Consider the following 26,949-nt stretch of genomic DNA (forward strand, 5'->3'; position numbering starts at 1 on the left):
AATTATTGCTTTATCAATTTTCTAACAGCAGTTCCTTTTTCAGAATAAATATGAAGCAAATAAATTCCGCTAGGTAAATCCCTCATATTAATTGAATTAAAATTGGTTTTTACTTCCATCATTTTGCTTCCTAACATTGAAAATATTTCAATTTTCTGAATTTCTTTTAATTGAGAACTAACATGTAAAATATCAGTAACAGGATTTGGATACATTTTAATTGAATTGTTTAATATTTCATCATCAACTCCCAATGAAGAACAATTATCGCCAACCTTATAAGAAAAATATTTGGTTACTGCCAAGCCTCCTGCAAATGCAAATTTACAACCATAACTAATGGTTGCCCCAAGTGTTTGTTTTGTTAGTGTAGCCGTAAAAATTTTACCCGAAGTATTGGTCATAGGTGTTTCACCAAAAGGAGTTTCCTTCCATAAATAAGCGTTAACACCATCTTTATTATCCAGTAATTCAAACGTAATTTTAACATCTGTTCCTATAGTTTCAAAACTATAATTATAACCAATATCAAATGAGCCTTGCTGCGCATTAGAAGCTGTACCTGCACATGCTGTATTGGTATTAGCACCAGTAGTTGCCATAAGTACTATTGGATTATTTGCGGCTGTATTTCCTGCCAAATCTTTTGCAATAACACTAAAAGAATATTGTGTATTAGGCGTTAATGCAGTAACAACTAATGATTTTTGAACACCCGATACAGCAGATACTGTTTTTTTACTTGAACCGTATGAAACTTCATAAATTACTGCTCCCGAATTATCTGTTGAATTTAACAATAGCTCAACTGAAGAAGCTGAAATTGCACCAACTGAAGCTGTAAAATTTGTTGGAGGTGCTACATCGGCTCCACTACTACAATCAGATCCAACTACGTATTTTATATATTTTGTAACCGAAAGTCCACCTGCATAAGCAAATTTACAAGCATAACTTATGGTAGATCCAACGGTTTTACCAGACACTGTTTTTGAAAAAATTGTACCAGAAACATGGTCCATTTGAGATTCTGAAAAAGGATTTTCTTCAAACAAATAAGCAACAACTCCTGTTTTATTAGTATCTAACAATTCAAAAGTAATGGTAACATCTGTTCCTACAGTTTCAAAAGTACTTTTGTAACCTATCGAGAACGAACCTTCCGACGCTAAAGCTGATGTTGCTGTACAAGATTTAACTGCATTTACTGTTACATTCACTTTTTGTGAAGTTGTTGTTGCAGCACCATTATCTGTTGCTTTAGCTGTAATTTCATGAACCCCAATACCAGCTCCTGTCCATTGAAAACTATAAGGCGCTGTTGTGTCTTCACCAATTTTTGTTGCACCATCAAAAAACTCAACCAAACTAATTGTTCCGTCCAAATCACTTGCTGATGCAGAAATTGTGATAGCTGCGCCTTCCTTAAAAGAAGCGTTGTTATTAGGCGAAGTTATTGCAACTGCTGGATTTGAATTTCCTGTTGCAGAAACAATAACCAATACTGTGCTTGTTGAAGAATGAGCTCCATCACTTACTGTTAATTTACATTTATAAATACCATCTTCTAAATTTGAAATAGTTGGAGAAACTACCGTATTATTAGAAAAAACAATGGTTGAAGGCCCGTAAACTTGTTCCCAATTATAGGATAAAACAGCTGTATCTGCATCTGAACTTAATGAACCATCTAAAACAGCTGTTGTAGTAGGAAGTACTACAACTACGTTTTCACCAGCATTGGCTAAAGGCGGATTGTAGGCTAAAGCACTTGCGTAAGCAAATGTTATTTTCCCTAAATTAAATTCTCCATTGTCAAATGCAAGTCTTAATACGTGTTTCCCTTTGTTTAATTCAATATTATTTACAGTTTTAGAACCCCAAGTAGTCCAGTTTGAAGTACTTGTAGCATTTAATGTAATATCAGAACTAATTTTATTTCCATCAACTTCAATATGAAATGGTCCTCCTCCACTTGAATTTCCTGAAGCGTATCTAAAGGTAACATCATAATTACCAGCAGTTTGAACATCAACCGTATGTTCAACCCATTCACCTGCTGAAATCCAACCAATAATTGCACCTTCGTTGGCATTAGAAGTAGCATCTACATATTCTTCTGTTCTAAAATCTCCTTCGTTGCTTGTTGAAACATCTACATACGAAATTCCTTGACCAATACCACCTTCAAACTTATCATAATGTCCTGCTTCAATAATTCCAGGAATAGCAATTGCAGTACCAGAATAAGGCACTTGTTCACCTACTTGAATTTCAGTTATATTGCTAACATTAAAACTTGTTCCTACATATATTTTTGCATACATACCGTGTATTCCCAAGGCTAAATTTGAAGCTTTCATTTCAAAAGGCGCCGTTGTATCTTCACCTAAAAGATTAGTTCCGTCATAAAATTGAACCTTTGTTACACCACTTCCTTGGGTTGCTACAGTAAGATTTACACTTCCATTTGCAAAAGCCTGATTAAAATCGGCTGAAATAACACCAGTTACAGCTACGTCTTTACTTGTTTTCATTTGACGTGCTGGTACATTTAAAGTATATCCATCTGAAAATGTAACTGTTATAGCACTGTTTGAGTAATTGTGAGCCACGTAAGTTGTTTCTCCATTTTTTTCAAATGCAGCAGCAATAGGATAATTAGCAGTTACGGTAGCTTTTACTTTACCCATTGCATTCATTGCATGAATCCAATGGTATGTTTGCGCATCTGAAACTCCAAATTTCAATATACGGTTTGGATAAGAATTGTACAACTCAATGGCTTTTTCTGAATCTAAAAGCGAAAGATATTTCCAAAAAGTATCGTGCCATAAATTTGGATTTGTACTTGTTGTGCTTAAAATATCAGTGTTTGCTTCTAATTCATTCCATATTTTTTGAACATAAGCTGTATTGTGACCTAAATACAAAGAACCGCCATGTATTGGATATAACTCTATACCATAAGATGCCGTAATATCACCCGTCCAAAAAGTACCATTATCAAATGAATTTCCCCAAACACGTGAAACCAAGCTATATTGTTGTGTTGGCGGAAAATTGCGTTCATTCATATCAAACCAATATTCTTCAACAGCGGTTTGTTCAGTAGTATATAAGTAAATTCCTAAATCACGAATTTCATTATTTCCTGTAATGGTTCCCCAGTGAATTAATGAAGAGTTAAATTGCATACTTTCTGAAGTTGATTCTTGGTCATTTCCTTGCGGAAAAGAAGCAAAACCATTTGCCCAGCAATGACCTGCATACGGACTAAAATTTCTTAAGAAAGGAAACTTGGTGTCATTTCTATCAGAAGAAGCCGCATCGCGCACCAATAAGTTGATCATATCTCCCCATTGATTTGCCCAACCTGGCTCAAATTGCTCCATAAAAGCAGCAGCATGTATAAAATATCCCCAATGAAAGTGATGGTCATTTATATTAGAATCTTGTCCGTGACCTGCAGGATAACCAAGCATTGCAGACCAATCTTTATTATAATAAAACAAAAAAGCTTTTTCACCCGATTGGTATGTTAACCAATTTTCCAAGCGTTCTTTAATGGTTGCAATCATTTTATCACGCGCTTCAACATCACCTGTTTGATCTGCAATACGTGCCGTTTGAATTAAACGATTCATAACTTGACCTTCGTTGTATGAATCTGTCCAAGTAGCCAATCCATCATTTTCAAGTTGCGTAATTTTTGAAGCCAATTCTGAAGGATTAAACCCAGCGCTGTAATTTGCCAAATAAGGCATTGTTGGTAAAATTCCTTTATACGTGTTTTCAACAGTAAATGTATTGCCTGCTAATGTTTTAATTTCACCTCTTACAGCGTTGTAACTATACCCGTTTGGAGTTGCAGAACTACTTGCTAAATTACTCCATTGGTGTGGTAGCAATCCCAACAACATATTTGTTTCTGTACCTTCTTTTACATTGGTAGTAACAGAAAATGTTGTTGTTATTTTTGAATTATTTTCATTATAACTCCAAGCTGTAGTTGTATTTGTTGGAAAAACATAGGCGTACTTTTTATATTCATTTGCAACAGTTGAAACATTGGTTGTGGTTAACGGAAGCATTGCCATAGACCAATAATCTTTACCATTTAATGTTGAAGAATAAACCGTTCCGTTTTGTGTCCAAGAACTTCCTGCTGGCGCATAAAAAACAAAATCGGCACTTGCACTTGCATTTTCAATAATTAACAATTCTCCAGAAATTGTTGCAGTACCACTATTTACTTTAATTTCTAAAACATCATCAATTTCTTTCTGAAAATAAATAAAAGGCATCCCAATACCTGAAGTAGCTTGTAATGTATGAGCTCCATCATTCCAATTCATAGTTACTGTCCAGTCTGAATAATCTGAAACAGTCGCTTTTGAAGCATTAAGCCCCGAAAGCCCAACTTGAATTGGTGCAGAATCTCCTATTACACCAAAAGGAATATAAGTAACAATCAAGCCCTGATTGATTGTTTTTAAAGTCATTGGATAATTAAAAAGGTTGTCGGCATGGTTTTCTTTTACCAATTTAGACCACCAATCATTGGTTGGTACAGGTTTTCCAACAGCAGCTCCACTTAATTGTGGTGTTCCAGAAGGATACCCATTTCTTCCTGCCGAGTCAGCTCCAGGATAGGTATTTGTATAACTACCACTACCAACTTGTGTAGTTTGGGCTATGCTACTTACTGAATAAATAAATATTGTTATAATTGTTAAAAATTTCGAAATACGATTGTAATATTTTTCCATAAAAAAAATCAAGTTTTTAAAATAATTTGAAAATTAGTTAGTGATCTTTAAATTCTAGAGGTAATCTAGAACATAAAGTAGTCAAAATTACACATATCAAACCTATATGACTGAAAATCAACAGACAAAAAAACTATACAGATTAAAAAAAATGTGCTGAATTTTAAAAAAACACCTATACAATAACTATACATTGCATGTTATTGTGTTTAAAAATGTGTTTTTTTAGAAATTAAATGGATTCAGAAAAAATAGACTTCATAACCTTTTTAGGTTTTCTATCAACAGTAAACAACCCCCAATGTTTTTCGGGTTCAAGTGGCTCGTCAGATCCTTTCCAAGGTTCATCAAAAGCTTCAAAAACAAAAGTTAAAATTTCGGCTTCTTTGCTCCAGTTCACCAAGTCGTTGTAATAAATTTCTTGATATTCTTCACTTACATTGTTTGGATTGATGCCGCGTCCGTTAGAATGAGTTGCCCAACCCGCTTCTGTAATTACTACAAGTTTATTTGGGTATTTATTGGCTACAGCAAAATAATTTTCTTTGGTAAACGCCAATGCTTCATGAATATTTTTGTATTCCCAAACTGGGTAAGTATGTATGGAGATAAAGTCAACCTCATCAACCAAACCTTTTAACTTATCTAGCCACGGAACATAATTTTCGCAAAAAGTAACTGGTTGTTTGGCACCTTCTTTTAGCATTTTTACATAATTAATTACGCTTTTAACCGGTACATAATGATCTGTCCAATCTACCGTTGCTTCATTACCTGCAGATAGTGAAAAAATAATATCAGGGTACTGATTTGCCAACCGAATAAGTTTTTGAATTTGCTTTAAATTTCTTTCTTTGTTTTCATTTAATTGCGCTTCAGGATAAGAACCTCCCCAAGGACAACCAAAATTATTCATTTCGGCAGCAATGTATGCGCCTAACATTACTTTGAAATTCAATTTTTCATTTTGAATCACATCCAAAACAATCTCAGAATGTAGATCGCAATCGTATAATCGAAGGTATTTCCAATGGTTATGAAGCATTAATAAATCTTCTTTTATTTCTTCATAAGTTGGAAAAACCCCTGTTTCTGGGCTTTGCCCCTCTCTAAATCCAGAATAACAAATAGCTTTACCTGCTTCAATATTTAATTCTTTTGTAAAATTCATTTAGCTTTGGTAATCTAATTAATATTTAAGATTCTCATCTTTATCCCAAATCCCCCAATAAGCTCCCACATCACCTTCTGCACCAGTTTTCCAAGATTCATCAAACGAAGAAAAATAAAAAACATCAATATCTTCTGCTTCAGACCATTGTTGTGTATTGATAAAATATTTCATAGCGTTTTCAAAAGAAGGCTCAGCACCATAAAAAACCTGACCTTTATTTGTCCAGCCTGTTTCAGAAATAATTACTTTTTTACCGTTGGCTGCACGCAAAGCTCTTTGGTACATATCTTTCATATATAACAATGAATATTCTAACCTACAACCTTCCCAGTAAGGGTAACAATTTGCAAGTACTACGTCACAAGCTTCTGTGATTTTTGGACGGTGTTCAAACTCGTAATAAGCATCAACATATCCTACCGGAATTTCTGGAATAGCTTCCTTCACTTCGTGTATAAAAGCCAACAATTCATCTTCTGTTAAATCGCCTCGGTACATAACTTCATTTCCTACAGCAGCAATATCAACATAACCTTCTTTTGCTATTTTTATAAGATTGGCAACTTCCTTTTTATTGATTTCATCATTGTCACCTAACCAAGCACCTACTAAGGTTTTTATACCATATTCGTGGGCTATTTTTGGAATCAATTCATTTCCATCAGTACAAGAAAAAGAGCGAATCCATTTGGTATATGGTTTGATAATTTCCATTCTTCTTCTAATTTGTTCTTCGGTAATAATATCACCAGGTTTCTGACCTTCTTCATACGGACTAAAGCACAATCCGTGCATTCCATTTTTTAAAGCTTTTGAAAAATACGCTTGTAATTCTTCTTTCGTTTTATTTTCGTGATTGATTCCTGCTAAGGATAATATTTTTTCGTTTCTAACTGACATAATTTAATATTTTAAAACCCAACATTTTTTGTAATTACTGTTTATCAGAAACACTTTTGTAAATTTCCTTTACTATCTGATACGTTTCTTTCTTATTTCTATTGATATCTACAATGCCCCAATATTCTTCATTTGGCGTTCCATCATAAGGAACTCCACTACTATTTGGCGCCCAACCGCCTGTATCTTGTGTATCTAAACTTCCTGCTTTCCACCATTCATCTGAAAAAGCAAACAAAGTAACTCCTGCACAAATATCAGAAGCTTTAAAAACGGCTTCTAAAATATTTTTATTCGCATCTGCTTGTACTTTTTCATTAATTCCTAGTTCGTAACCATCTTTTGAAATGGTCATATAACTGTCTGCTCCAGCTTCAGATAAATACATTGGTTTTGAACTAACTGCGCTCCATTCTGAAAAAATTGTTGAAGGATTATCCCATCTATAAACATTCATTCCCCAAACATCAATATCAGGACTTAAAGAAAGTGCCAATGCATTTGGCAATTCGCCATGAGCTGTTGTAACTGGATGCGAAGCATCATTTTTATGAATTAATTGAGCGGCATTATTCATAGCGTTGTACCAATTTTTGATATCGCCCTCAAACCATTCTGGGTGGTAGTTATACTCGTTACCCAATTCCCACATTAAAATGGCATTATGATTTTTATATTTGTTTACATAATTGATAAACGTACCTGATAATATATCAAAATTTCCATTTTGATTGTAGCCAAAACCAATAATAACTTTTAAACCTGCCGCGTGCATTTGATCTAAAACAGCTTCATCATCAATTGGCGTATACACACGTATGGTATTTATGCCTGCTTCAACCATTAAAGCTAAATCATCAGTCAAATTATCAAAACTTCTTTGATCGCTTCCTTTTGGAACAGGATGGTAACAAATTCCTTTAATTACATACGGAATTTCATTCACCAATAATTGTCGACCAGAAATAGTAATACCTTCTGATTTTACTACTGTTTTACACGCATAAAACAGTGCAACCATCAGTATTAAAATGCTAACAGCGGCTTTTTTTTTAAATTTTTGCATTGTCCAAATGTTTATTTAGTTTATCAACTATTTATGGCGTATAAGTAAGCCCTTTACACTTTTCAACCAATTCTTTCACTTGTTCGTGCGTAATTTCGCCATGTGTGATGTATGGATATTTAATCATTGGATGTTCAACCATAAAACCTTGATATTCTCTAATTTCAGCTTCATCGCCTTCGGTTACAATGCCTCTAATCCAATTTGGCATGTATTCCAATAAAATTTCACGTGTTTGTTTGTTGTTCCAATATTCTAAGAAAAAGGTGTATTCATCAAACATTAAAGGTACTTGTTGTGTAGATTGCAAATTGATAGTTTCAGACAATTTAATGTCTCTTGAAGAAGCTGCTGCAGCAATTACATACTCGCCACTTTCAGCGATCCACATATTTCTTTTAGCATCGAAATAAGAAAAATCGCGGCTATCCAATTTAAACGAAACCTCTTTTGATTCACCTGGAGCCAACTCAATTTTTACGAATTTCTTCAATTCTTTTTCAGGACGTTGTAACGTACTTTTTGTGTCTGAAACATACAATTGAACAATTTCTTTTCCTGTAACTTTTCCTGTGTTTTTAATGGTAACACTTACTGTTAAACCTTCTTTATCTGTGGTATTTTTTGAAGACACTTTTAAATCACTATATTCAAAAGAAGTATAAGACAAGCCATAACCAAAAGGAAATAACGGTTCAATTTTTCTACCATCGTAATAACGATAACCAACAAAAATACGTTCTCCATACAACACATCTCCTTGTTCTCCTGGGAAATTAAAAAATGCCGGAGTATCTTCTAAACGCGTTGGAAATGTTTCCGCTAATTTTCCTGAAGGATTTACTTTTCCGAACAATACATCTGCAATTCCACCAGCACCTGCCTGACCGCCTAACCAAGTTTCTAAAACACCTGAAACTTTGTTTAACCAAGGCATTGTAACCGCGCTTCCGTTGGTAAGTACTACCACGGTATTTTTTTGAACAGCACTAATTTCTTCAATTAATTTATTATGAGATGGCGGCATGTGAATATGCGTTCTATCAATTCCTTCCGATTCGTATTGTAGTGGTAAACCTGAAAAAACCAAAACAACATCTGCTTCCGAAGCCACTTTTTTAGCTTCTGAAATTAATGAAGTATCGTTATCGTCTTCTAAATTGTAACCTTGCGCATAGGTTATTTTAATTCCTTTGCCATATTCGTTTTTTATAATCTCTAAAGCACTATCTAATTTGGTTGGTTTCACTTGCGAACTTCCGTTTCCTTGGTAACGTGGCGCAGCAGCAAACTCACCAATAATAGCTACTTTTTTATATTTTTCTTTTGAAATTGGCAATACATCATTTTCATTTTTCAATAAAGTTGCAGCTTCAGAAGCCACTTTTCTGGCAAAAGCATGGTCTTTTTCTACATTCAATTCTACGCCTTCTTTTTGAAGTGATTTCGCCTTAAAAACAACAGTTAAAATTTCTTTTACCAATGCATCAACAACAGCAATATCCAATTCGCCATTTTTAATAGCTTCAACTGCTATGGCATTATTAACAGGACTTACTTTTGGCATTTCTAAATGCATTCCTGCTTTCATTGCAGCAACACGGTCAACAATCGCAAACCAATCTGAAACTACAATTCCTTTAAAACCCCAATCTTTTTTTAAGATATCGGTTAATAAAAATTCACTTTGCGTTCCGTATTCACCTTGAACTCTGTTGTAACAAGCCATTACTGTCCACGGTTGTGCTTTTTTTACTGTAATTTCAAAAGGTGTTAAATACAATTCGTGTAAGGTACGTGTATCAACATTAGAGTTGTTGAACATACGCATAGTTTCTACATTATTTGCTGTAAAATGTTTTAATGAAGTACCAACCCCCTGACTTTGAACTCCGTTGATATAAGCAGCGCCCATTTCACCAGATAAAATAGGATCTTCAGAAAAATATTCAAAATTTCTTCCTCCCAACACAGAACGTTTGATATTAACACCCGGACCTAAAAGTACACTTACACCTTGCGCCTGAGCTTCATCGCCCAAAGTTTGACCTACTTTATAAACTAAATCTACATCCCAAGTTGCAGCAAGTGCTGATGCAGTAGGAAAACAAGTTGCAGGTAACTGATCACCATAACCTGGTTTATTGGTTGCAGGTGCACGACGCAAACCATGAGGACCGTCTGAAACCCAAATCCAAGGAATATCTAGTCTTTCAATTGGCATGGTACTCCAATCATCACGACCAGAACACAATGCCACTTTTTCTTCAATAGTTAATTCAGCAATCAACTTTGTTATTTTATTTTGAATGTCAATTTCCTGTTGTGTTTGCGCTTTTAAATTCATAGTAATTAAAACTAAGAATGAAAATAATACTGTTTTTTTCATGGGTTATTCTTTAAGTATTTATTCGAAAAAAAATAAATAATATTATAATTTCACTGGTATTTACTAAAGGCTGACTAAAAAATCGAATTCAAATTACTTTCGATTATTTGATGCTTCTAAGGCACGTTCTGCCCGTTTTACCACCAAGGCTTCTTTTATTTCATGAGCTCTTTCTTCGGTAATATTATAGCGCCAAACCAAAACAATGGCAATTAAGGCTGCAACTATTGGAATAATGATATCTGCCAAACGTAGATTGGTAATTGTTTCAACAGACTGAACTTTAACACTTTCGTCAAAACCAACCATTTGTAAAACAACACCACTTGTAAGCATTGCCAAAGCGGTTCCTAATTTAACCATCCACCAGTAAACTGCACCAAACATACCTTCACGACGTTCTCCATTGTTTAATTCATCTAAATCACAAACATCAGCAGTCATAGACATCATTAAAGTAAATAAACCTCCAATTCCGAAAGAAAGAAATGGAATAGGCATAAAGATTAGCCAAGGATTTGAAGGGTCAAACCCCCACCATTTTAAGATATAGCCAACAATTGAAAGTAGTGTAGCGATTACGAAAGCTTTTCGTTTACCAATTTTAACAGAAATTTTGGTGACAACAGGAATTACTAAAAACATAGTAGCCAATGCACTTACAGTTCCAAACCAAGCAGGCCAAGAACCAGCGGCAACGGTATCACCTTGAAATAAGTAATAAACTATTATAAAAAATGAAAACTGTGCAATTGTTTGAAATCCGTTAAAAATAAAGAAGGTAGCTCCACACAATTTCATAAATTGCTTATTTTGAACAGTTAGCATAATACCTTTAATAAATTCTTTGGTATTTACAGCCAACTCACTCATTGAAAGATCTTTCAATTTACTTTTATCAACCTCCATTTCTTTGTTAAATAATGCAGGTAAAATTCCTAAAACCATACACAAAGCACCTACCCAAATTGCCATTACTTTAGCTCCTTCTGGTGCACTTTCAAACAAAGACTGGTCGTAAATAATAACCCAAAACCAAGGTGCAATTACCCAAGCCATTTGCCCCATAAATTGTGACACTGCCATTAAGCGAGTACGCTCATTATAATCGGGTGTCATTTCATAACCCAAACCAATTAATGGCGTTGCAAAAATGGTATAACCTATATAAAAGAAAATTGACACAACCAAAAAATAGAAGAAATTATACATTTCAGAATCTTCAGGATTTAGTTGCCACATAATCATGTATGCTATTCCAGAAATAACACTACCTATAAGTATGTACGGTTTTCTTCGTCCCCATTTAGATTTAGTATTGTCTGATATAAAGCCCATTATTGGATCGGTAAGTGCATCTAAAAATCTAGGCAATGCACCTAATACACCTGCTAAAATAGGATTCATTCCTAAAGACATAACCAATACAACCATAAAAACTCCTAAAGCTGCAGGAAATAATTGATTGGCCAAATGCCCTGATCCGAATGCTAATTTTTGCCCAAACGGAACAATGTCCTGAGCTGCGGTTTTATGATGTTTCATTTTGTTTTGTTTTAAGTTTGGTTTGTGTTATTAAGTATTTAAATACTCAAATTATTTATTGTTATTTGTCTGATTTAATTGCTGAAGGAGGGGCTAATACTTCTTGCATAAGTACATTTTTATCTCCCTGATAAGTTTTGGTAATTTGTAGACCATCACGTGTTAATCCATCAAAAACACCTGCATCTACCAAATCCCAGACAGCATATTTTGCTTCTGATTTTAAATTAATCAATCCGAAGTGATTTTCTGAACCTATTGGATTAGCGGCATCTTTCCAATGTTCATCAAAGGCTTCAAAATAGAATAATGATATTTTTTCTTTATTTGTCCATTCACGCATTAATTTGTAATAAGTCCCTGCTTTGTATTCATCAGCAGCTCTTGAACTTTCTTCACCATAATGGCCGTCTGAAATTGTTGTCCATCCAGATTCACCAATATGAATTGTTTTTGTTGAATCTATACTTTTTACATACGTAGAAACTTCTTGATATTGTTTTTTTGCAAATTCAAGTGCACGTAACATTGCTGCATCTACTTTTTCAGCTTCAGAAAAATCTTTTTCATTGTCTGGAACAACCCAAAATTGCGGATTGTAATAAGTATTGTGCATTGGATAGGTATGCATAGAAACATAGTCTACTGACTTAATTAATTGTTCTAAATCTTTTGTGCGGTAACTTGGATCTCCACCACCCCAAGAAGCAAAATCATCAGAACATGTTATCCATAAATCGGCAGGTAATTTTCCTTCTTTTTTTAATTCTTGCAAATGATTTACCCATTTTAAAATAACTCCAGGTTGCACATAATAACTTGCAGCCCAACGCACCATAGCTTCGTTTCCAACAGCAATAATTTTTACAATATCAGGATATTGGTTTGCCAAAGAAACTGATGTTTCTATTTCTACAGCATTGCGCTCGCTTTCAGCATTGTGATCTGGCTCTAATTCTGTCCACGCATTTTTACAGTCAATCCACGCACCTAACATCACATACATTTCAAAAGACGGATCTTCTTTTTTTAGCTCACTAATTGCTAACAATAAATTTGAGGCTTGATCTAAATGAACATTGTAAGTTCTAAGTAATTTGACATTCATTGCTGCCAAAATTTTCATATCCTCTTTAAGTTGCGCAATTGTTGGCTGAATATCGCGTGTTATTTCACGATATCCTCCATATGAAATTGCCAAGTATTCAGGATTTCCTAAAATAGCTGCTGCTGTTTTTTCGTTTTTTTTTGAAGGCGTTTCAGAACAACTAAACATCATAATTGAAAATAGTAAAAGAGCGGTTATTGTTAATTTATGTTTCATTTTATAATGCTTTGATTAATACTTAAGTCCGTATCCAAATTTGTACAATGGTATAATTGATTGATCCCAAAAATTAGGACCATACATACCTTTAAAATCTTCGACAGATTTAGGCCAAGAATGCGGTAATTTTCCTGTAAAATTATAATCGCCAAACAATACCTCAGCAATTCCATTTCCTTCAGAACCAGGCAACCAAGCAGCAACAAAAGCATTAGATTGTTCTATTTGATTGGTAACCACTAAAGGTCTTCCTGAAATCAATACAACAATTACTTTAGGTCCTTTATCAGCATATTTATGGATGTATTTTTGATGTGCTTCAGTTAAGGTTAACTGATATTTTCCAGTATCATCGGTTATATCTCCAAAAAATTCAGCATATGGTGTTTCACCAACAACCACAATAATTGCATCTGCATCTGAATGATTTTCGGTGCCAAATTCATCATAAATCACTTCGCCTTTTGCAATTGATTTGATACCATCTAAAATGGTAGTTGCACCATTGTAATTTTCATTATTTCCTTGCCAAGCGATTGTCCAACCTCCCGATTGTAATCCCGAATTATTGGCGTGTTCACCAACAACAACAATTTTTTTAGCCGATTTATCAATTGGCAAAGCATTGTTTTTATTTTTAAGTAAAACCAACGATTCTCTTACTGCCTGTTTTGCTTTTTCTCTATGGGCAGGACTTCCAATTTGAGCAATTAAACCAGCATCTGGAAAAGGATGCTCAAACAAACCCAATCTGAATTTTTGACGTAAAATTCTTCGCACAGCATCATCAACTCTATCCATAGAAACATAGCCGCTATCAATGCCGTTTTTTAGTCCATTTTGAAAAATATCTAAATCGCCATCTACCGCCATCACCATATCTATACCCGCATTTACAATGTCGTTTTCACCAAAACGAGAATAGCCTTTCCAGTCGGTAAGCACAATTCCATCAAAACCAAGACTGTCTTTTAAAACATTGGTAATCATTTTTTTATGAGCGTGCATTGCTTTACCAGACAAAGTATTGAATGATACCATTACAGCCCCAACACCTTCATTAACAGCATCAATATACGGTGGTAATAATCGCTTATTAACCTCTTGCATTGTTATTGAGGTCTCACCACCTTCAACCCCAAAATCTGTAGATCCATCTCCAATATAGTGTTTGACAGTTGCCATTACTGTATTGCTTTTTGATAAATCACCTTGATGCCCTCTAACCGATGCTTTAGCCAATTTTTGAGTTAATTCGGTACTTTCAGAAAATGCTTCATATACTCTTCCCCATTTTTCGTTATAAGGTATGGCAATACAAGGCGAAAACACCCAGTTAAAACCTGTGGCTTGTGCTTCAACAGCGGTAATAGCTGCAGCTTCTTCAACCAATTTAGCATTGCCGGTTGCCCCCATTCCAATATTGTGTGTAAAAATAGTAGCTCCGTTAAACGTGTTTTGACCGTGAACAGCATCTACACCAAATAACAATGGAATACCCAATCTGGTTGATAAAGCTTGTTTTTGAAGTGAAACAAATTTGGCTTGCCAACCAACAGCATCTTCTCCAGGTGATGGCCCTTCGGTATGAATTACAGAACCTATAAACTTGGTCGCTATTTCATTGTTATTGATACTATCAAAATGCCTTACCTGTGTCATTTGCCCTATCTTTTCATCAAGGGTCATTAATGCCAATAACGAGTCAACTTTTAAATCAATAATAGTTTCTTTATCAACTATTGTTGTTTCATTTTTAGCACAACCAAAAATTAGTAAAGCTATAATTACTATTGAAAAAAGTTTTTTCATTTAAATCTCTTATTTTTTTAAGTACACGATTATTTGATTGATTTCTCCTGTTCTTTGAAAAACCATTTTACTAGTTTCTAAATCAAGTCGAAGACTCTCAAACTCAAGCATTGGTTTTTCATTAAAAACCACTTTTATTCCCTGTTTATCAGACAATTTATAAATGATTGGAATTTGACAATAGGTAAAACAAAGTGTGTCTTTTTCCAATTCAATTTGATGTACCTCTTTGTTTAAATTGATATATTCAAAAGTATTTGACGCATTTAAAAACTCATTTCGTCTTAACAATCTTGGATTGAATACCAATTTTCCAGCTTCAACAAAAACACCCAATTCGCCAAAACGACTTAAAACATCTTCTTTTACTTGGCCAGTCATCCCTGGTTGTTGCGCACCTTTTCCTCCTGGTGTGTGCGAATATGGATCAGTTGGAAATGCACCATACAAATCTGGTGATTTATGCGCTCCAATTCCTTCATTTATTTCGTAATAATGTTCTAATAATTTACCAATTGTTTCTTCACTTTCTTTATTTTTTACAGCGATTAAACAGTTTTCCTGAACGCTTAATAACAATTTAGAAACCATATGCCAGTAAATAGAACCCAATCCTTCATAACCAAAGAAAGTACCTGATCTTCCTGTAAACGATTTGTGGTCAAAAATCTGTTCAAAGATATCTAATACCAGTTTTTCATCTTTTTCAATCAGTGTTTCATAAGTATCTTCTGGTAATTGAGAAAGTGCTGCTTTAAGACTATTTGCATTGTTGAAATTACCGTTAAAATGATAGTTTCCTAAAACATCTTTTTCAATAATCTGGGTATTTCCATCTTTTAAAAGCTGTTGTAACAACATTGATTTTTCAACATTTTTAGCCGCTATGTTATTTTTTTGGCTGAATCTTGGTAATTCCTTATTTGGATATAAAATATAACTGTACTGATCGTGTCTAAACAAGGCACTATTTTTTAAAGCGTCTAACAACTCTAAAGAATCTACACCTGAAATATAACCAGAACTTAAAACCGCCACTTGACCTTCTAACATTTCTGGCAAGTATGAAATGGCTATTTCGTTGTTATTTTTAACAGTCATTAAATTATACGCGTGGTACAATTTATCGGCTCTTTTATTGGCTTCAATAGAATGATCTATAAATTGAAGTGCTATTTTTGAAAAGTTTACCAAATCTAATTTTGAAATGGTTGCTTTGTTACTTGAAAATCCGTTTTCATAAATAGAATTTCTAAATACACTACCTGCATTTCCAAATCCATCTAACATCGTTTTTCTATCCTTATCTGAAATTTTTCCAGCCAATAAACTTTTATTTTCATTGAAGGTTGAAACAACTTCATTAAAAAATAAAGCCAATTCTTCTGAAATTTCAACAGTATCTAAATTAGAATTTGAAACCATTCCTTCGAAGAAATTTAAGAAACGACGCAAATAATATAATGTTACCATAGAAACACCATTACCAACTAAAGCGTTGTTGGCATCGTTCCACTCAGGTCTTTGGGTACTCATCCAAATTCCACCTTCGGGAATAAAGTTTGAAATTTTTGCCAAAACAGTTGCCAATAATTTTTCAATAAAATTTACTTTATAAATAAAATAATTTTCATCTCTTAACAAAGCACCATCGGCTCCTAATTCATTCTTTTTTCTGTTGATTTCTTTATCCAGTTCAACATCAAAATCAATGGTTTCTTTTGGGTTTGCTAAAATGGCATCGTAACTTTTTATTTTATACGGCACATTTGCATACACAAATAAATCCTGATTGAAATAACTTTCTAGTTTTGACGGATAATGCTTTTCAATAAATTCTAAGAATTTTAACAAATAAATTATTTGATGATCGCCCCAATAACCAATATAAGACCAAGGGTTATCTGGCTCAATAGTTTCCCAATCAAAACCACCTTTTGTAACGCGATAAGGATTGTAACCATCAAAAGTTGTGGCATTTAAAAACTTGTGAATCATGCTCTCCATAAACTCTGGATACGAATGCGCCAAAGCTTCCCAGTTTTGGAAAATATCTCTCCAGTTACCTTCGTAATCTAAAATTTTAGATCCATCAACTTCGCTTCTTGTATTGATAGAAAACTTGTTCCAAGGGCGACTTGGATCTCCGTGTCTTCTACTAAATTTTAACGGCATATACTCAAAACAAAGACGTTTAAAGTTTTTATCCACATCACTTTCAGCCAATTCTTTCAAATACTTTAGTGTAAATATTACTGGAAGTTGCGCTAGTAAATCTTCTTTTTTCTTGAATACCTTTTTATTGGCATTTGCAATGTATTTTATAAAATCTCCTTTTTCAATTTGATAATTATGATCAAAAATACCACCACGCATAATGTTAAAAAGCGTGTTTGCAAAATGACGAGTATTGCGCAATTTATCGGCTGTTAACTGTAGCCCGTCTGAAGCACCATTTAATTCGATTAACTGATTTGTACCTAAGTCAATGTCGGCCGCAATTTTTGAAGCTAATTGCTTCTCATTTTTAATAATTTCTTTAATTTGATTTACAGCAACTATAGACTTGTTTACATCGGCTACAATAGTCCAGTTTTTTTCACTTTCAGCATTTAAAATGGTATCAAAACAAACAAAATAAGCACCTTTTTCAGCTTTTATATCAACTTCCGGATGAATTTTATTTCCTTTTCTAAAATTATTTAACTGCAATGAAGACAACAAATATATTGGATTTTCAATACCTAAAGACCAAACAACATTTGACTTAAGAGCTTCACTAGGCTCGGCTTTGTCTACAATAATGGCACTTAAAGCAAAAATTCCCAATCCAGCATCGGTTTCTAATTCGCATTTTTTATAAGCATCAACTAAATTACTACTAGCATTTTGCAAATCGGATGAAAGACCATAAGGCAAAATATTTTGAATTCCGTCTAAAATTGAAAGTTCAATTTTTTTGTTAGTAATGTTGGTTAAAGTAGCTGATTTTACAAACCCAAACTGGTCGCTTGAGCTCCATTTATATTTAAAAGTAATTCCTAAATCGTGGTTAATTTCTTCAAAAACAACTTTGTTTCCATAGCTATTTTTGTACAAATTATTGCTTGTTTTATAAACACCTTCATACCTTTTTGAAAACGGTTCCCATAAATAGGTTTTACCTTCAACATGAACCTTAACAATGGTTTTACTTCCCGTAATTTCAGCCGATTCAGTAATTTTATCATCTGTATAATATGGAAAAAGCGCATTGTTACTGTTTTTTCTTCCTGCAGTTAATCCACCATTACTAGCTATAAACATCCAGTGGTTAGAATTACTAACAATACTCATAAAAAACGGTCTCATTTCATCAACATTGGAAATTTTGTAATAATTTTCATTGTTTATTATCACCAATTCCCCAGTTACTTCATTTACATCAAAAGAAGCTTCCTTATTTCCTATATACATTTTTTGTTGCTTGTTCATTTTGTAGTATTTATTTTTGATCTAAAACCTTGTAAAAGATTTCTATTTTATATAACAATATTTAAGTGCATTGGAAGCTATTTTATATTGAAAAATAGTTAACCTAAAGTTTTCATAAAATAGTTTCCAGCTATATTTTAATTTAAATTAAATGGAATATTTGCTGTTGCAGCGTGGTTATGGCCATCATCTACATATCCAAATAATCTATAAGCTCCTTTTTCGGCAGAAATTTTAAATTTCAACATTCCGTCTTTATTACTTACAACTGTAAAATCAACCGATTTTGGTCTGTTTTCAAAATCTCCACCATCTTTTAAATCGGTACTTTCAGGTAAAATTTCCCAGTTATAATTTAACGCATCATTTTCAAAATCGTTTATTTTTATAACCGCTAAATTTTCTTCACCTGCCTTTAAAACCACATTTTCATAAGCCGTTTTGTTATTGATTGTAAACGATTCAATTTGTGGCGTTCTATTTTCAGGCCAAGTTCCATTCCATAAATAATGCATAACATCTACAGATTCGGTTTCTTTACCATCTTCTAAAATTACACCGTACCAAGTAGGTGTACGTTCTTGTTTTTGACCCCATAAAAACACATACGAACCAACACATTTTAATGAATCGGCAAGTATCCCTTTTTGATATCTTTCTAAATAATTGGCTGCTTTTAGCGTACTATTTTCTTCAATTGGAGCACCCCATTCGGTTTTTGGAACTTCCCAATGCCCAGTTGCACCCCATTCTGTAACCATATAAGGACCTTCCCAACCAAATGCTTTAATTTGCTGAGGCAACTCAATTATTTTGCCATACATCTGTACAGAAAGTAAATCTAAATCGGTACAACGTTCTTTAATTAAATCAATTTCTTGTTGAGAAATTCCAGCCAAAGTTGTAGTTGTTAAATGATTTGTATCAACCTGGTGAATCATTTTTGAAATATCATTTACAGCATCCCAAACTTTAGGATTTGTTGCGCGTAAATTCAGTTCGTTTCCTATTGCCCAAATAAACATTGCCGGATGGTCTTTTAAAGCCAACACTTCTTGTTTAATACGCATTAATTGCTCTTTAACTGCGGTAGAATCGTTGTAATCAAAGCCATGTCTTTCTCTTGCAACCTCAATACCCATAGTAACCAACAAACCGTTTTCTAATGCCGCATCTAATACTTCTTTCCCAGATTGCTGACCGTTTTCTGTTCTCCAAGTTCTAAAAGAATTTCCGCCATTTTTGGCTACTGAAGCAATACTTCCAAACTCTAAACCAGCACCTTTAATGTAAAAAGGCTTATTGTTTACATACAATTGAAATTGCCCATCGTGGTTTTTCAATTCAACTTTAACAGGCTTGTTATTATCAACCATTGTACCTTCTTCTTTTTTTGTTTTTGTATTGCAAGCAACCAATAAGGTTGCACATATTGCAATAAAAACTATCGATTTAAATTTACGCATCATCATCATTTAATTTTTTACCAAGTCAAATTCAATTTGTTCTAAAGACTTCCCTTTGGTTTCAGGCAATATTTTAAGTAAAATAAAGAAACCTAATAAGGCAATTACACCAAAAATTAAGAAACTCATTGCGTTTCCTAAGTTTGACAATTCCCAAGGAAATACTTGTTGTACAACCCAACTTATAAATGAATTGACAAAACCAATAACGCCAATTGCCAATCCTCTGTATTTATTTGGAAATAATTCGGATAACATTACCCACATTACAGGTCCTAATGAAAATGCAAAACAGGCAATAAAACCTAAAATACCAATCAATACCAAAGTTGCGTTGATATTGGTTGCAGCTTCTAAAATAGAACCTTCATTTTTTGCATAAACTTGATTGCCCAAAGCCGATTTCATATCTTTTTTAAAATCAATATCATTGTCGTAAACCTTATCAGCAACGGCAAATAATTGACTGGCTTCAATATTTTCAAATTGTGCAATTTCTTCTGAAGTTAATTGATAAGTCGCTTGGTTGAATCCGTAAGCACAAACTAACAAACTTATAGCAATACCCGAAATACCAACCAACAACAACGGTCTTCTTCCCATTTTATCGATTAAAAATATGGCAATAATGGTAAAAAATACGGTTGTTAAACTTAGCAATATTCCCGATGCAAAAGAGGCATCAGTACCAATTCCGGTTTGTTTAAAAATTGAAGTGGCATAAAAATAAACAGCATTGATACCTGTAATTTGTTGCAAAACGCCCAATACCAAACCTACAATTAAAATAAAACGCAACGAAGGTTTTAAAAGTTCCATTACAGAAACCTTTTCTTTTGATTTTTGCTGATTTACATTGTTTTCAATCGCTTCAATTTCAACATTAGCTTGTTGTTCTCCATAAAGCTTTTTTAGTATAACTTTAGCTTCCTGAAGTTTTCCTTTTGAACACAACCAACGTGGACTTTTAGGAACAAAAAACATAAATAAAAAGTACAATATTGCTGGAACAAATTCAACACCAAGCATCCATCTCCATACATTTTCATCGGTTAAAAAAGAATCTCCAGAAGTATTTAATTTATTAAAATAGTAGTTACTTAAAAACGCTGCAAAAAAACCAAGTACAATATTTAGTTGTTGAATTGAAACCAGTTTTCCTCTATTTTCTGCGGAAGAAATTTCAGCAATATATGTTGGTGCTAAAATAAGTGCTGCTCCAAATGCCAAACCACCAATCATTCTGGCAATGTATAACATTTCATAAGAAGAAGCATATGCTGAAGCCAAGGCTGAAACTGCATATAAAAATGCGACTACAATTAATATTTTTTTACGACCAATTACATCACTCAATCGTCCAGAAATTAACATGGCGATCATAGCTGCAAATGAAGGAGAACTAACTACCCAACCCGTTTGAGTATCGTTTAAATTAAACTCTGGACCAGCGTAAGACATAACTCCAGAAATGATACCAGCATCAAATCCAAATAAAAACCCTCCTAAGGAAACTACAAATGCTATAAATATTACTTTTTTCGACATAATTTAAGGCTATTATCTACTACTTAATTTAAAATAATGGTTTGTATTGATCGTGCTGGCATATTTAATTTTGCTGTTTTGGCATCAACCGTTAGCATATAATCTATAGCTACATCACTATCATTTAAAGCCACTACAACAATACTTCCATCTTCATTTAAAAATGAAGTAGCACTTAACTGATTTGCTGTTGTACCTGTTGAAAGCCTTCTAGCTCCTGGTCTAATAAATTTTGAAAAATGCCCAATATAATAGTATGAATTGGTAAAAGTTAACTTGCCTGTTTTTGTATTTCCGTGCACAGGAGCAAAACATAAATTACCCACATGATTAGGACCTCCAGTTTCATCCAATAAAATATTCCAATCTGTCCAAGCAACCGTTCCATAGTTAAAATCGTTGATCATTGCTTTTCCATAACGCTCTGCCAATACAGGATCTTCAATACGACTTGCATCATATTTTTCATTACAACCTTCAGTAAAAATTAATTTTTTATCAGGGAATGCCTGATTTACCATTTCAACATTTTTATACATTGGCGTACCATCTTTCCAATCTTCATACCAATGAAAACCAGTTCCCCAAACGTATTTACTAGCTTCTGGGTCACTTAAAATTACACTTGCACGTTCAAATAACAAATCTCTGTTATGATCCCAAACAATGATATTTTTATCGCCTAAACCTTCTTTTTCAAGAGTTGGGCCTAAGTTATTTTTTAAAAAGTCACGCTCTTGTTCAGCAGTATAAACACAAGATTCCCAAGTTTGTTTTGCCATTGGTTCATTTTGAATAGACAAACCCCAAATAGGAATTCCTTCTTTTTCATATGCTTTTATAAACTTTGCGTAATAATTTGCCCAAGGTTGGTAAAACTCAGGTTTTAAACTACCACCTTGTAACATATTGTTGGTAGTTTTCATAAATGCTGGTGGGCTCCAAGGACTGGCGAACATAGTTAAACTACCACCTGCGGCAGCAATTGCCAATTTTGTAAAAGGAATTCTATATTGTCTATCGTGATCTATATTGAAGGTTTTTAAATCTGTATCTCCTTCTTCAATATACGTATAACTGGCACTAGAAAAATCACAACTATGAATGATTGTTCTGGCTAAAGAATAGCCAATTCCGTTTTCTACACTGTAATAAGCTTCCATAAAAAGTTTTTGCTGATCTTCATTTAACTTATAAAAAGTTTCAGCAGCAGCATCGGTTAAAGCAGCTCCAATACCTACAAAAGTTTGGTGTAATTTAGACGTATTTACAAAAATGGATGCTTCAGTTTCTAAAGGTTGTTTAAAATCTGAAAACACAATATTTGCATTTGTTAGTTGTAATTTTACATCGCTATTTGTGGCTGTTGTATAAACTGCACTTTTTGCTATTTTCACAGTGCTGGTGTCTTTGCTAATATCTATATTAGAATTGGTTTTAATTTCTTCCTGTTTTTTTTCACAACTGCTAAATAGTAAAGCACTTACTAAAAAAAAGAAAATTGGTTTAAAAATTTTGTGATACATGGTAATTATGATTAAATGAAACTAAAATGATTGTAATTCTTTCAAAAGTAAATTACCCTTTTAAAAAGTCATTGTACTATTTTGTCATTATGCAATAGTTTTACCTCAATTATGCTTATTGTTATTAAAAATACAGCCATTTTTAAAAGCTAAAAATGGCCGTATTTAACCTTAAACATAAACTAACTATTCACTATTGGTAAACTCTCACATATTCAATTTCCATTGCATCTTCAGTAAAATTAGGATCAATTGTTCCACCTAAAGTACCTCCCATGGCAACGTTTAAAATCATAAAGAAATCTTTATCTGCAAATGGTAAATCTGCGTTATTAGCCATTTCAACAACTTTTTTATCATCAACAAAAACGGTTAACATATCTTTAGTCCATTCTAGAGAATATTTATGAAACTCTGTTGTAGCATTTGCTACGTCTAAAGTTTCGCCATAACTCGCATTATTTCCACCTGCAGTATCAAACCAATGGAATGTTCCTAAAGTATTGGATTTATCACCACCAAGTTGTTCCATAATATCAATTTCTCCACATCTTGGCCAGTTAACATCATCAATATTAGTACCTAACATCCAAAGTGCAGGCCAAGTACCTTGTGATGCTGGTAATTTAGCGCTGATATCAACTCTTCCATAAGTAAAATCGTAAAGACCTTGTGTTTTTAATCTTGCAGAAGTGTAAGAATCTCCATCTTTTTTTGCTGTAATTTTAAGAACACCATTAGCTACAACAACGTTTTCAGGGTTATTTGTATACGTTTGTTTTTCTCCATTACCCCAGCCACCTGCGCCAAGATCGTAAGTCCATTTTGCAGCATCAGGAGCACCAGCAGTTTCAAATTCATCAGACCAAACAAGCTCCGTAAATTCAGATCCACCTTGTACTGGTTTTGTAGAAGTAAACAATTGATACCAAGCAGCACCAACACCTGTAGCAGGGTCTTCTACAATTCTAACACGCATGTAATTTTCATCTATTGAAATAATATCATAAGTACTAGAACCTACCATCCATCCCATAAAACCACCATCAGAAATTTCAAAAGCTGTTTTTCTATAAGGTACATTATTATAAGAACCCTCAAGTGCAGCCTTGGTTCCAGAAGGGAACAAAGCAACATTTTTAACACCAAACATATTAGGTGCTACAGTTTCATCATGACAAGTATCTCCATCAACACCTATAAAACCAGCGTAAGTACCTGGTACGAAAGCAGGTCCAACAGTTTGTTCAAAAGTAATACCATCTGCAGTTTTTGTAAATACAAATTCATTGGTATACATACAACCTTTTTCTTCATCCCAAGGCTGAATAGCATTCCACCAAGATTCATAAGCAAATTCACCATTTCCGTAATCATCATTTGCGGTACCCATACCTACATGTAAAGGTAAATTAGCTGCCCAGTACCAAGTTTTACCTGCACCTTCAACACCACCACTTAATAAATCTTCTGCTTCTACATCAGAAAAAGAGCTATACACCATTACATCCATAGAAGTAGTTGATGTAACACCTGCCGTACCTATAGCACTAATTACAACCGTAAAAGTATTAACACCTACTTTTGTATATCTATGTTTAATTTTACCCGAAGGTGCAACAACCGTAGAACCGTCGCCAAAATTATAGCTATAACTTATCACATTAGTAGCGTTAGATTCAAAGGATACAAATCCAGAACCATCACCATACATTAACTCAGGGTTACTTAGATCTTGCCCTTCAATTTCAGCTTCCACTTGTATATTTGAAGGAGCAATTATATCTCCAAACTCTTTGCTTTCTTCTTCACAACTCACAAAAAATGTAAGTGCAAGAAAAAGGCCCAATATATATTTTATATTTTTCATTTTTTATAGTTTTTAATTTTTAATAAATAGAGATACATTATCAATATTTACAGCACCTGCTGCAGCTCCTAAATCAAAGAAAACTCTTGCATCACTTGCACCTGCATTTGCAGTTAAAGTAATTGTATACGTTTGCTTAGTTGTAGTTATACTAACCTCTTGAGTTACATTTGTCCATGGGTCTGCACTAAGGCCTATTCCTGGTAGAATTGGTCTATCTGTATCTGACCAAGCATCAAAAGACAATGTATAAGTTGCACCGTTAATAATTTCTAATTTTTGACTCATGTTAACTTCCCAAGGATTACCAGCATTTGCAACATTTACAGAATAATAAGTGTTACCACCAGTTGTTACCACAGGAACAGGATCTGTACCAACACCTATAGTCCAAGGTTCAGCACCGCTCTCAAAATCGCCATTAATTACAAAACCGCCATCAAATTGTTCATCACTCATTTTATAGAAATACATATTATCTAAAAATACAGTGCCAACTGGTAAAGCTGAAATTACCATTTGATTAATATCAGAAAAAGGTACACCTTCAAAATCAGATAAAGGAATATCAAAACTCATCCATTTTCCTTCTTCAGTTATAGCTCTTTCAACTTCAAATTCGATATTATCACTTCCATTATTCCAACCAGTTCCATTGAAATCAACAAACTTAACTTTAAACGTTTCAACATTGGTACTCCAAACATCAAAGTGGAAAAATTCCATTCCAGAAGCATTCATTGGCTCTACTTCAGTTATAATACCCGCATAGCTTAATTCTCTATAAACCAACGTTTTATTATCCTGAATTGTAATTTCTTCCTGTAATGCAACTACAGACCAATCTGTAACAAACATATCAACAGTAGTTTGAGTATACTTATCACTAAACATTGAAATCACATCAGCAGCATTTCTTGCTGGAGGTGTTGGAGCTTTTACAAGCGGTTGTAAAATTTCAGTAACTTCAAACTCTTCAGTATATTCAGTTGTTTCAATAGCAGCACTTTTAGCTACAACTCTAATAGAGTAAGTACCAGCTTCTTGGTATACATATGAAGCAGTTTCACCTATATTAGCAGGTACTGGTTCATCATTTCCTTCTTCACCAAAATACACTTCAAACGATGTTGCATAATCTGCTGTTACAGTTACATTTACTTTTTTTGATACAGTTGGATCATTTAAAATTTCAGCAACCAAATTTTCAGGTGCTTTAAACGAAACTACCAATGGCAAAGTTGATTCAGTTTTTAAACCTGTAATTCCTGTAGCTACAATTTTAACATTATAATTGCCTTCAGCATACACATGTTTTAAACTTTTTCCTTGAGCAACTTTCACAAATTCTGTGGTTGCATCTCCTGGGTACACATCGTAAGAAACTGCTCCTTCACTATTTGGAGCAATAGTTACGGTACCTGTATTGTCTTGAGTAACGCTAAATAATGCCGTTACATTTTTAGGAGCTACAGCAGTATCAACAAAATCAAGACTACCAAACTCATCTTGAGTACAACTTATAACAGCTGTAATAAACAAGACTACACTTAATATATATTTGTATGTTTTCATAATTATCATTTAATTTTAATATCCTTGATTTTGATCCCAATTACCATTTGAAAATTGAATTTCTTCTAACGGAATAGGGAATAACTCATTTTTATTAGCTGTAAACCCGTCAATAGCTTGAGCAGCTCTTCCAGTTCTAACTAAATCAAAGAAACGAAGTCCTTCACCTGCAAATTCTACTCTTCTTTCTGCTAAAATTGCATTGTAAAGATTGTCACCTGTAAAAGTGATTCTATGATCTTCATCTCCAAAAGCTCTATCTCTTACTTCATTTAAATATTGAGCTGCTTTTCCATCCTCACCAATTTTACTATAAGCTTCAGCAGCCATTAACAATACATCAGCATATCTAATTGCTCTGTAATTGTTAGGATTTGTAAGTTTTAAATCTGGAGCAGCGTTTTCGCTTCTTTCTCTAGGAATGTATTTTCTGTTAAAATAACCGGTATGCTCATTTTGTTTTGTATAAGTTACTTCAGGATGTATAGCAACCCAAGCATCCATA

General features: G+C 33.7%; 15 protein-coding genes. All 15 read right to left on the reverse strand.

What is annotated here, in order from left to right:
* Positions 1-2: 2 nt before the first annotated feature.
* Positions 3-4,772 carry a glycosyl hydrolase gene (locus EC396_RS17710; protein ID WP_129368193.1) on the reverse strand — a complete coding sequence of 1,590 codons (4,770 nt, stop codon included), beginning with the start codon at positions 4,770-4,772 and terminating at the stop codon, positions 3-5.
* Positions 4,773-5,004: 232 nt separating this feature from the next.
* Positions 5,005-5,943 (reverse strand): hypothetical protein, encoded by a 939-nt coding sequence (locus tag EC396_RS17715; RefSeq protein ID WP_205757989.1) that lies wholly within the window; start codon positions 5,941-5,943, stop codon positions 5,005-5,007.
* 18 nt (positions 5,944-5,961) lie between these two features.
* A complete protein-coding gene (locus EC396_RS17720) occupies positions 5,962-6,846 on the reverse strand; it encodes a glycosyl hydrolase family 17 protein (RefSeq protein WP_129368194.1) in 885 nt (294 codons plus the stop codon).
* 34 nt (positions 6,847-6,880) lie between these two features.
* A complete protein-coding gene (locus tag EC396_RS17725; RefSeq protein ID WP_205757990.1) occupies positions 6,881-7,912 on the reverse strand; it encodes a glycoside hydrolase family 2 TIM barrel-domain containing protein in 1,032 nt (343 codons plus the stop codon).
* A gap of 31 nt (positions 7,913-7,943) precedes the next feature.
* Positions 7,944-10,301, reverse strand: a complete 2,358-nt coding sequence (locus EC396_RS17730) for a glycoside hydrolase family 3 C-terminal domain-containing protein (protein ID WP_129368195.1) — start codon at positions 10,299-10,301, stop codon at positions 7,944-7,946.
* Positions 10,302-10,394: 93 nt separating this feature from the next.
* Positions 10,395-11,846 carry an MFS transporter gene (locus EC396_RS17735; protein ID WP_129368196.1) on the reverse strand — a complete coding sequence of 484 codons (1,452 nt, stop codon included), beginning with the start codon at positions 11,844-11,846 and terminating at the stop codon, positions 10,395-10,397.
* Between the two features lie 61 nt (positions 11,847-11,907).
* Positions 11,908-13,170, reverse strand: coding sequence for a glycosyl hydrolase family 17 (locus tag EC396_RS17740; protein ID WP_129368197.1), 1,263 nt, complete (start codon positions 13,168-13,170; stop codon positions 11,908-11,910).
* 15 nt (positions 13,171-13,185) lie between these two features.
* Complete coding sequence (locus EC396_RS17745) at positions 13,186-14,985, reverse strand: glycoside hydrolase family 3 N-terminal domain-containing protein (RefSeq protein WP_129368198.1); 1,800 nt, start codon at positions 14,983-14,985, stop codon at positions 13,186-13,188.
* Between the two features lie 9 nt (positions 14,986-14,994).
* A complete protein-coding gene (locus tag EC396_RS17750; RefSeq protein ID WP_129368199.1) occupies positions 14,995-18,459 on the reverse strand; it encodes a hypothetical protein in 3,465 nt (1,154 codons plus the stop codon).
* A 137-nt stretch (positions 18,460-18,596) separates the two neighbouring features.
* On the reverse strand, positions 18,597-19,928 hold the full coding sequence (locus EC396_RS17755; protein WP_240665782.1) for a glycoside hydrolase family 2 TIM barrel-domain containing protein: 1,332 nt from the start codon (positions 19,926-19,928) through the stop codon (positions 18,597-18,599).
* 6 nt (positions 19,929-19,934) lie between these two features.
* Positions 19,935-21,473 (reverse strand): sugar porter family MFS transporter, encoded by a 1,539-nt coding sequence (locus EC396_RS17760; protein WP_129368200.1) that lies wholly within the window; start codon positions 21,471-21,473, stop codon positions 19,935-19,937.
* Positions 21,474-21,496: 23 nt separating this feature from the next.
* The gene (locus tag EC396_RS17765; RefSeq protein WP_129368201.1) at positions 21,497-22,999 is read right to left on the reverse strand and encodes a glycoside hydrolase family 30 beta sandwich domain-containing protein; all 1,503 of its coding nucleotides are present in this window, start codon (positions 22,997-22,999) and stop codon (positions 21,497-21,499) included.
* Between the two features lie 193 nt (positions 23,000-23,192).
* Positions 23,193-24,869, reverse strand: a complete 1,677-nt coding sequence (locus tag EC396_RS17770; protein ID WP_129368202.1) for a family 16 glycosylhydrolase — start codon at positions 24,867-24,869, stop codon at positions 23,193-23,195.
* Between the two features lie 12 nt (positions 24,870-24,881).
* Entirely contained in the window at positions 24,882-26,444 is a 1,563-nt protein-coding gene (locus tag EC396_RS17775) for a carbohydrate binding domain-containing protein (RefSeq protein WP_164975346.1), read from the reverse strand.
* Between the two features lie 15 nt (positions 26,445-26,459).
* Positions 26,460-26,949, reverse strand: a 490-nt coding sequence (locus tag EC396_RS17780; protein WP_164975347.1) for a RagB/SusD family nutrient uptake outer membrane protein, incomplete at its 5' end; no start/stop codon positions are given.

Origin of the sequence: Lutibacter sp. HS1-25, assembly GCF_004121075.1 — a bacterium.
GTDB lineage: Bacteria > Bacteroidota > Bacteroidia > Flavobacteriales > Flavobacteriaceae > Lutibacter.

Excerpts from the sequence above, each read along its gene's own strand:
- EC396_RS17710 (WP_129368193.1), bottom strand. The coding sequence starts at position 4,772 with ATGGAAAAATATTACAATCGTATTTCGAAATTTTTAACAATTATAACA.
- EC396_RS17715 (WP_205757989.1), bottom strand. The coding sequence starts at position 5,943 with ATGAATTTTACAAAAGAATTAAATATTGAAGCAGGTAAAGCTATTTGT.
- EC396_RS17720 (WP_129368194.1), bottom strand. The coding sequence starts at position 6,846 with ATGTCAGTTAGAAACGAAAAAATATTATCCTTAGCAGGAATCAATCAC.
- EC396_RS17725 (WP_205757990.1), bottom strand. The coding sequence starts at position 7,912 with ATGCAAAAATTTAAAAAAAAAGCCGCTGTTAGCATTTTAATACTGATG.
- EC396_RS17730 (WP_129368195.1), bottom strand. The coding sequence starts at position 10,301 with ATGAAAAAAACAGTATTATTTTCATTCTTAGTTTTAATTACTATGAAT.
- EC396_RS17735 (WP_129368196.1), bottom strand. The coding sequence starts at position 11,846 with ATGAAACATCATAAAACCGCAGCTCAGGACATTGTTCCGTTTGGGCAA.
- EC396_RS17740 (WP_129368197.1), bottom strand. The coding sequence starts at position 13,170 with ATGAAACATAAATTAACAATAACCGCTCTTTTACTATTTTCAATTATG.
- EC396_RS17745 (WP_129368198.1), bottom strand. The coding sequence starts at position 14,985 with ATGAAAAAACTTTTTTCAATAGTAATTATAGCTTTACTAATTTTTGGT.
- EC396_RS17750 (WP_129368199.1), bottom strand. The coding sequence starts at position 18,459 with ATGAACAAGCAACAAAAAATGTATATAGGAAATAAGGAAGCTTCTTTT.
- EC396_RS17755 (WP_240665782.1), bottom strand. The coding sequence starts at position 19,928 with ATGATGCGTAAATTTAAATCGATAGTTTTTATTGCAATATGTGCAACC.
- EC396_RS17760 (WP_129368200.1), bottom strand. The coding sequence starts at position 21,473 with ATGTCGAAAAAAGTAATATTTATAGCATTTGTAGTTTCCTTAGGAGGG.
- EC396_RS17765 (WP_129368201.1), bottom strand. The coding sequence starts at position 22,999 with ATGTATCACAAAATTTTTAAACCAATTTTCTTTTTTTTAGTAAGTGCT.
- EC396_RS17770 (WP_129368202.1), bottom strand. The coding sequence starts at position 24,869 with ATGAAAAATATAAAATATATATTGGGCCTTTTTCTTGCACTTACATTT.
- EC396_RS17775 (WP_164975346.1), bottom strand. The coding sequence starts at position 26,444 with ATGAAAACATACAAATATATATTAAGTGTAGTCTTGTTTATTACAGCT.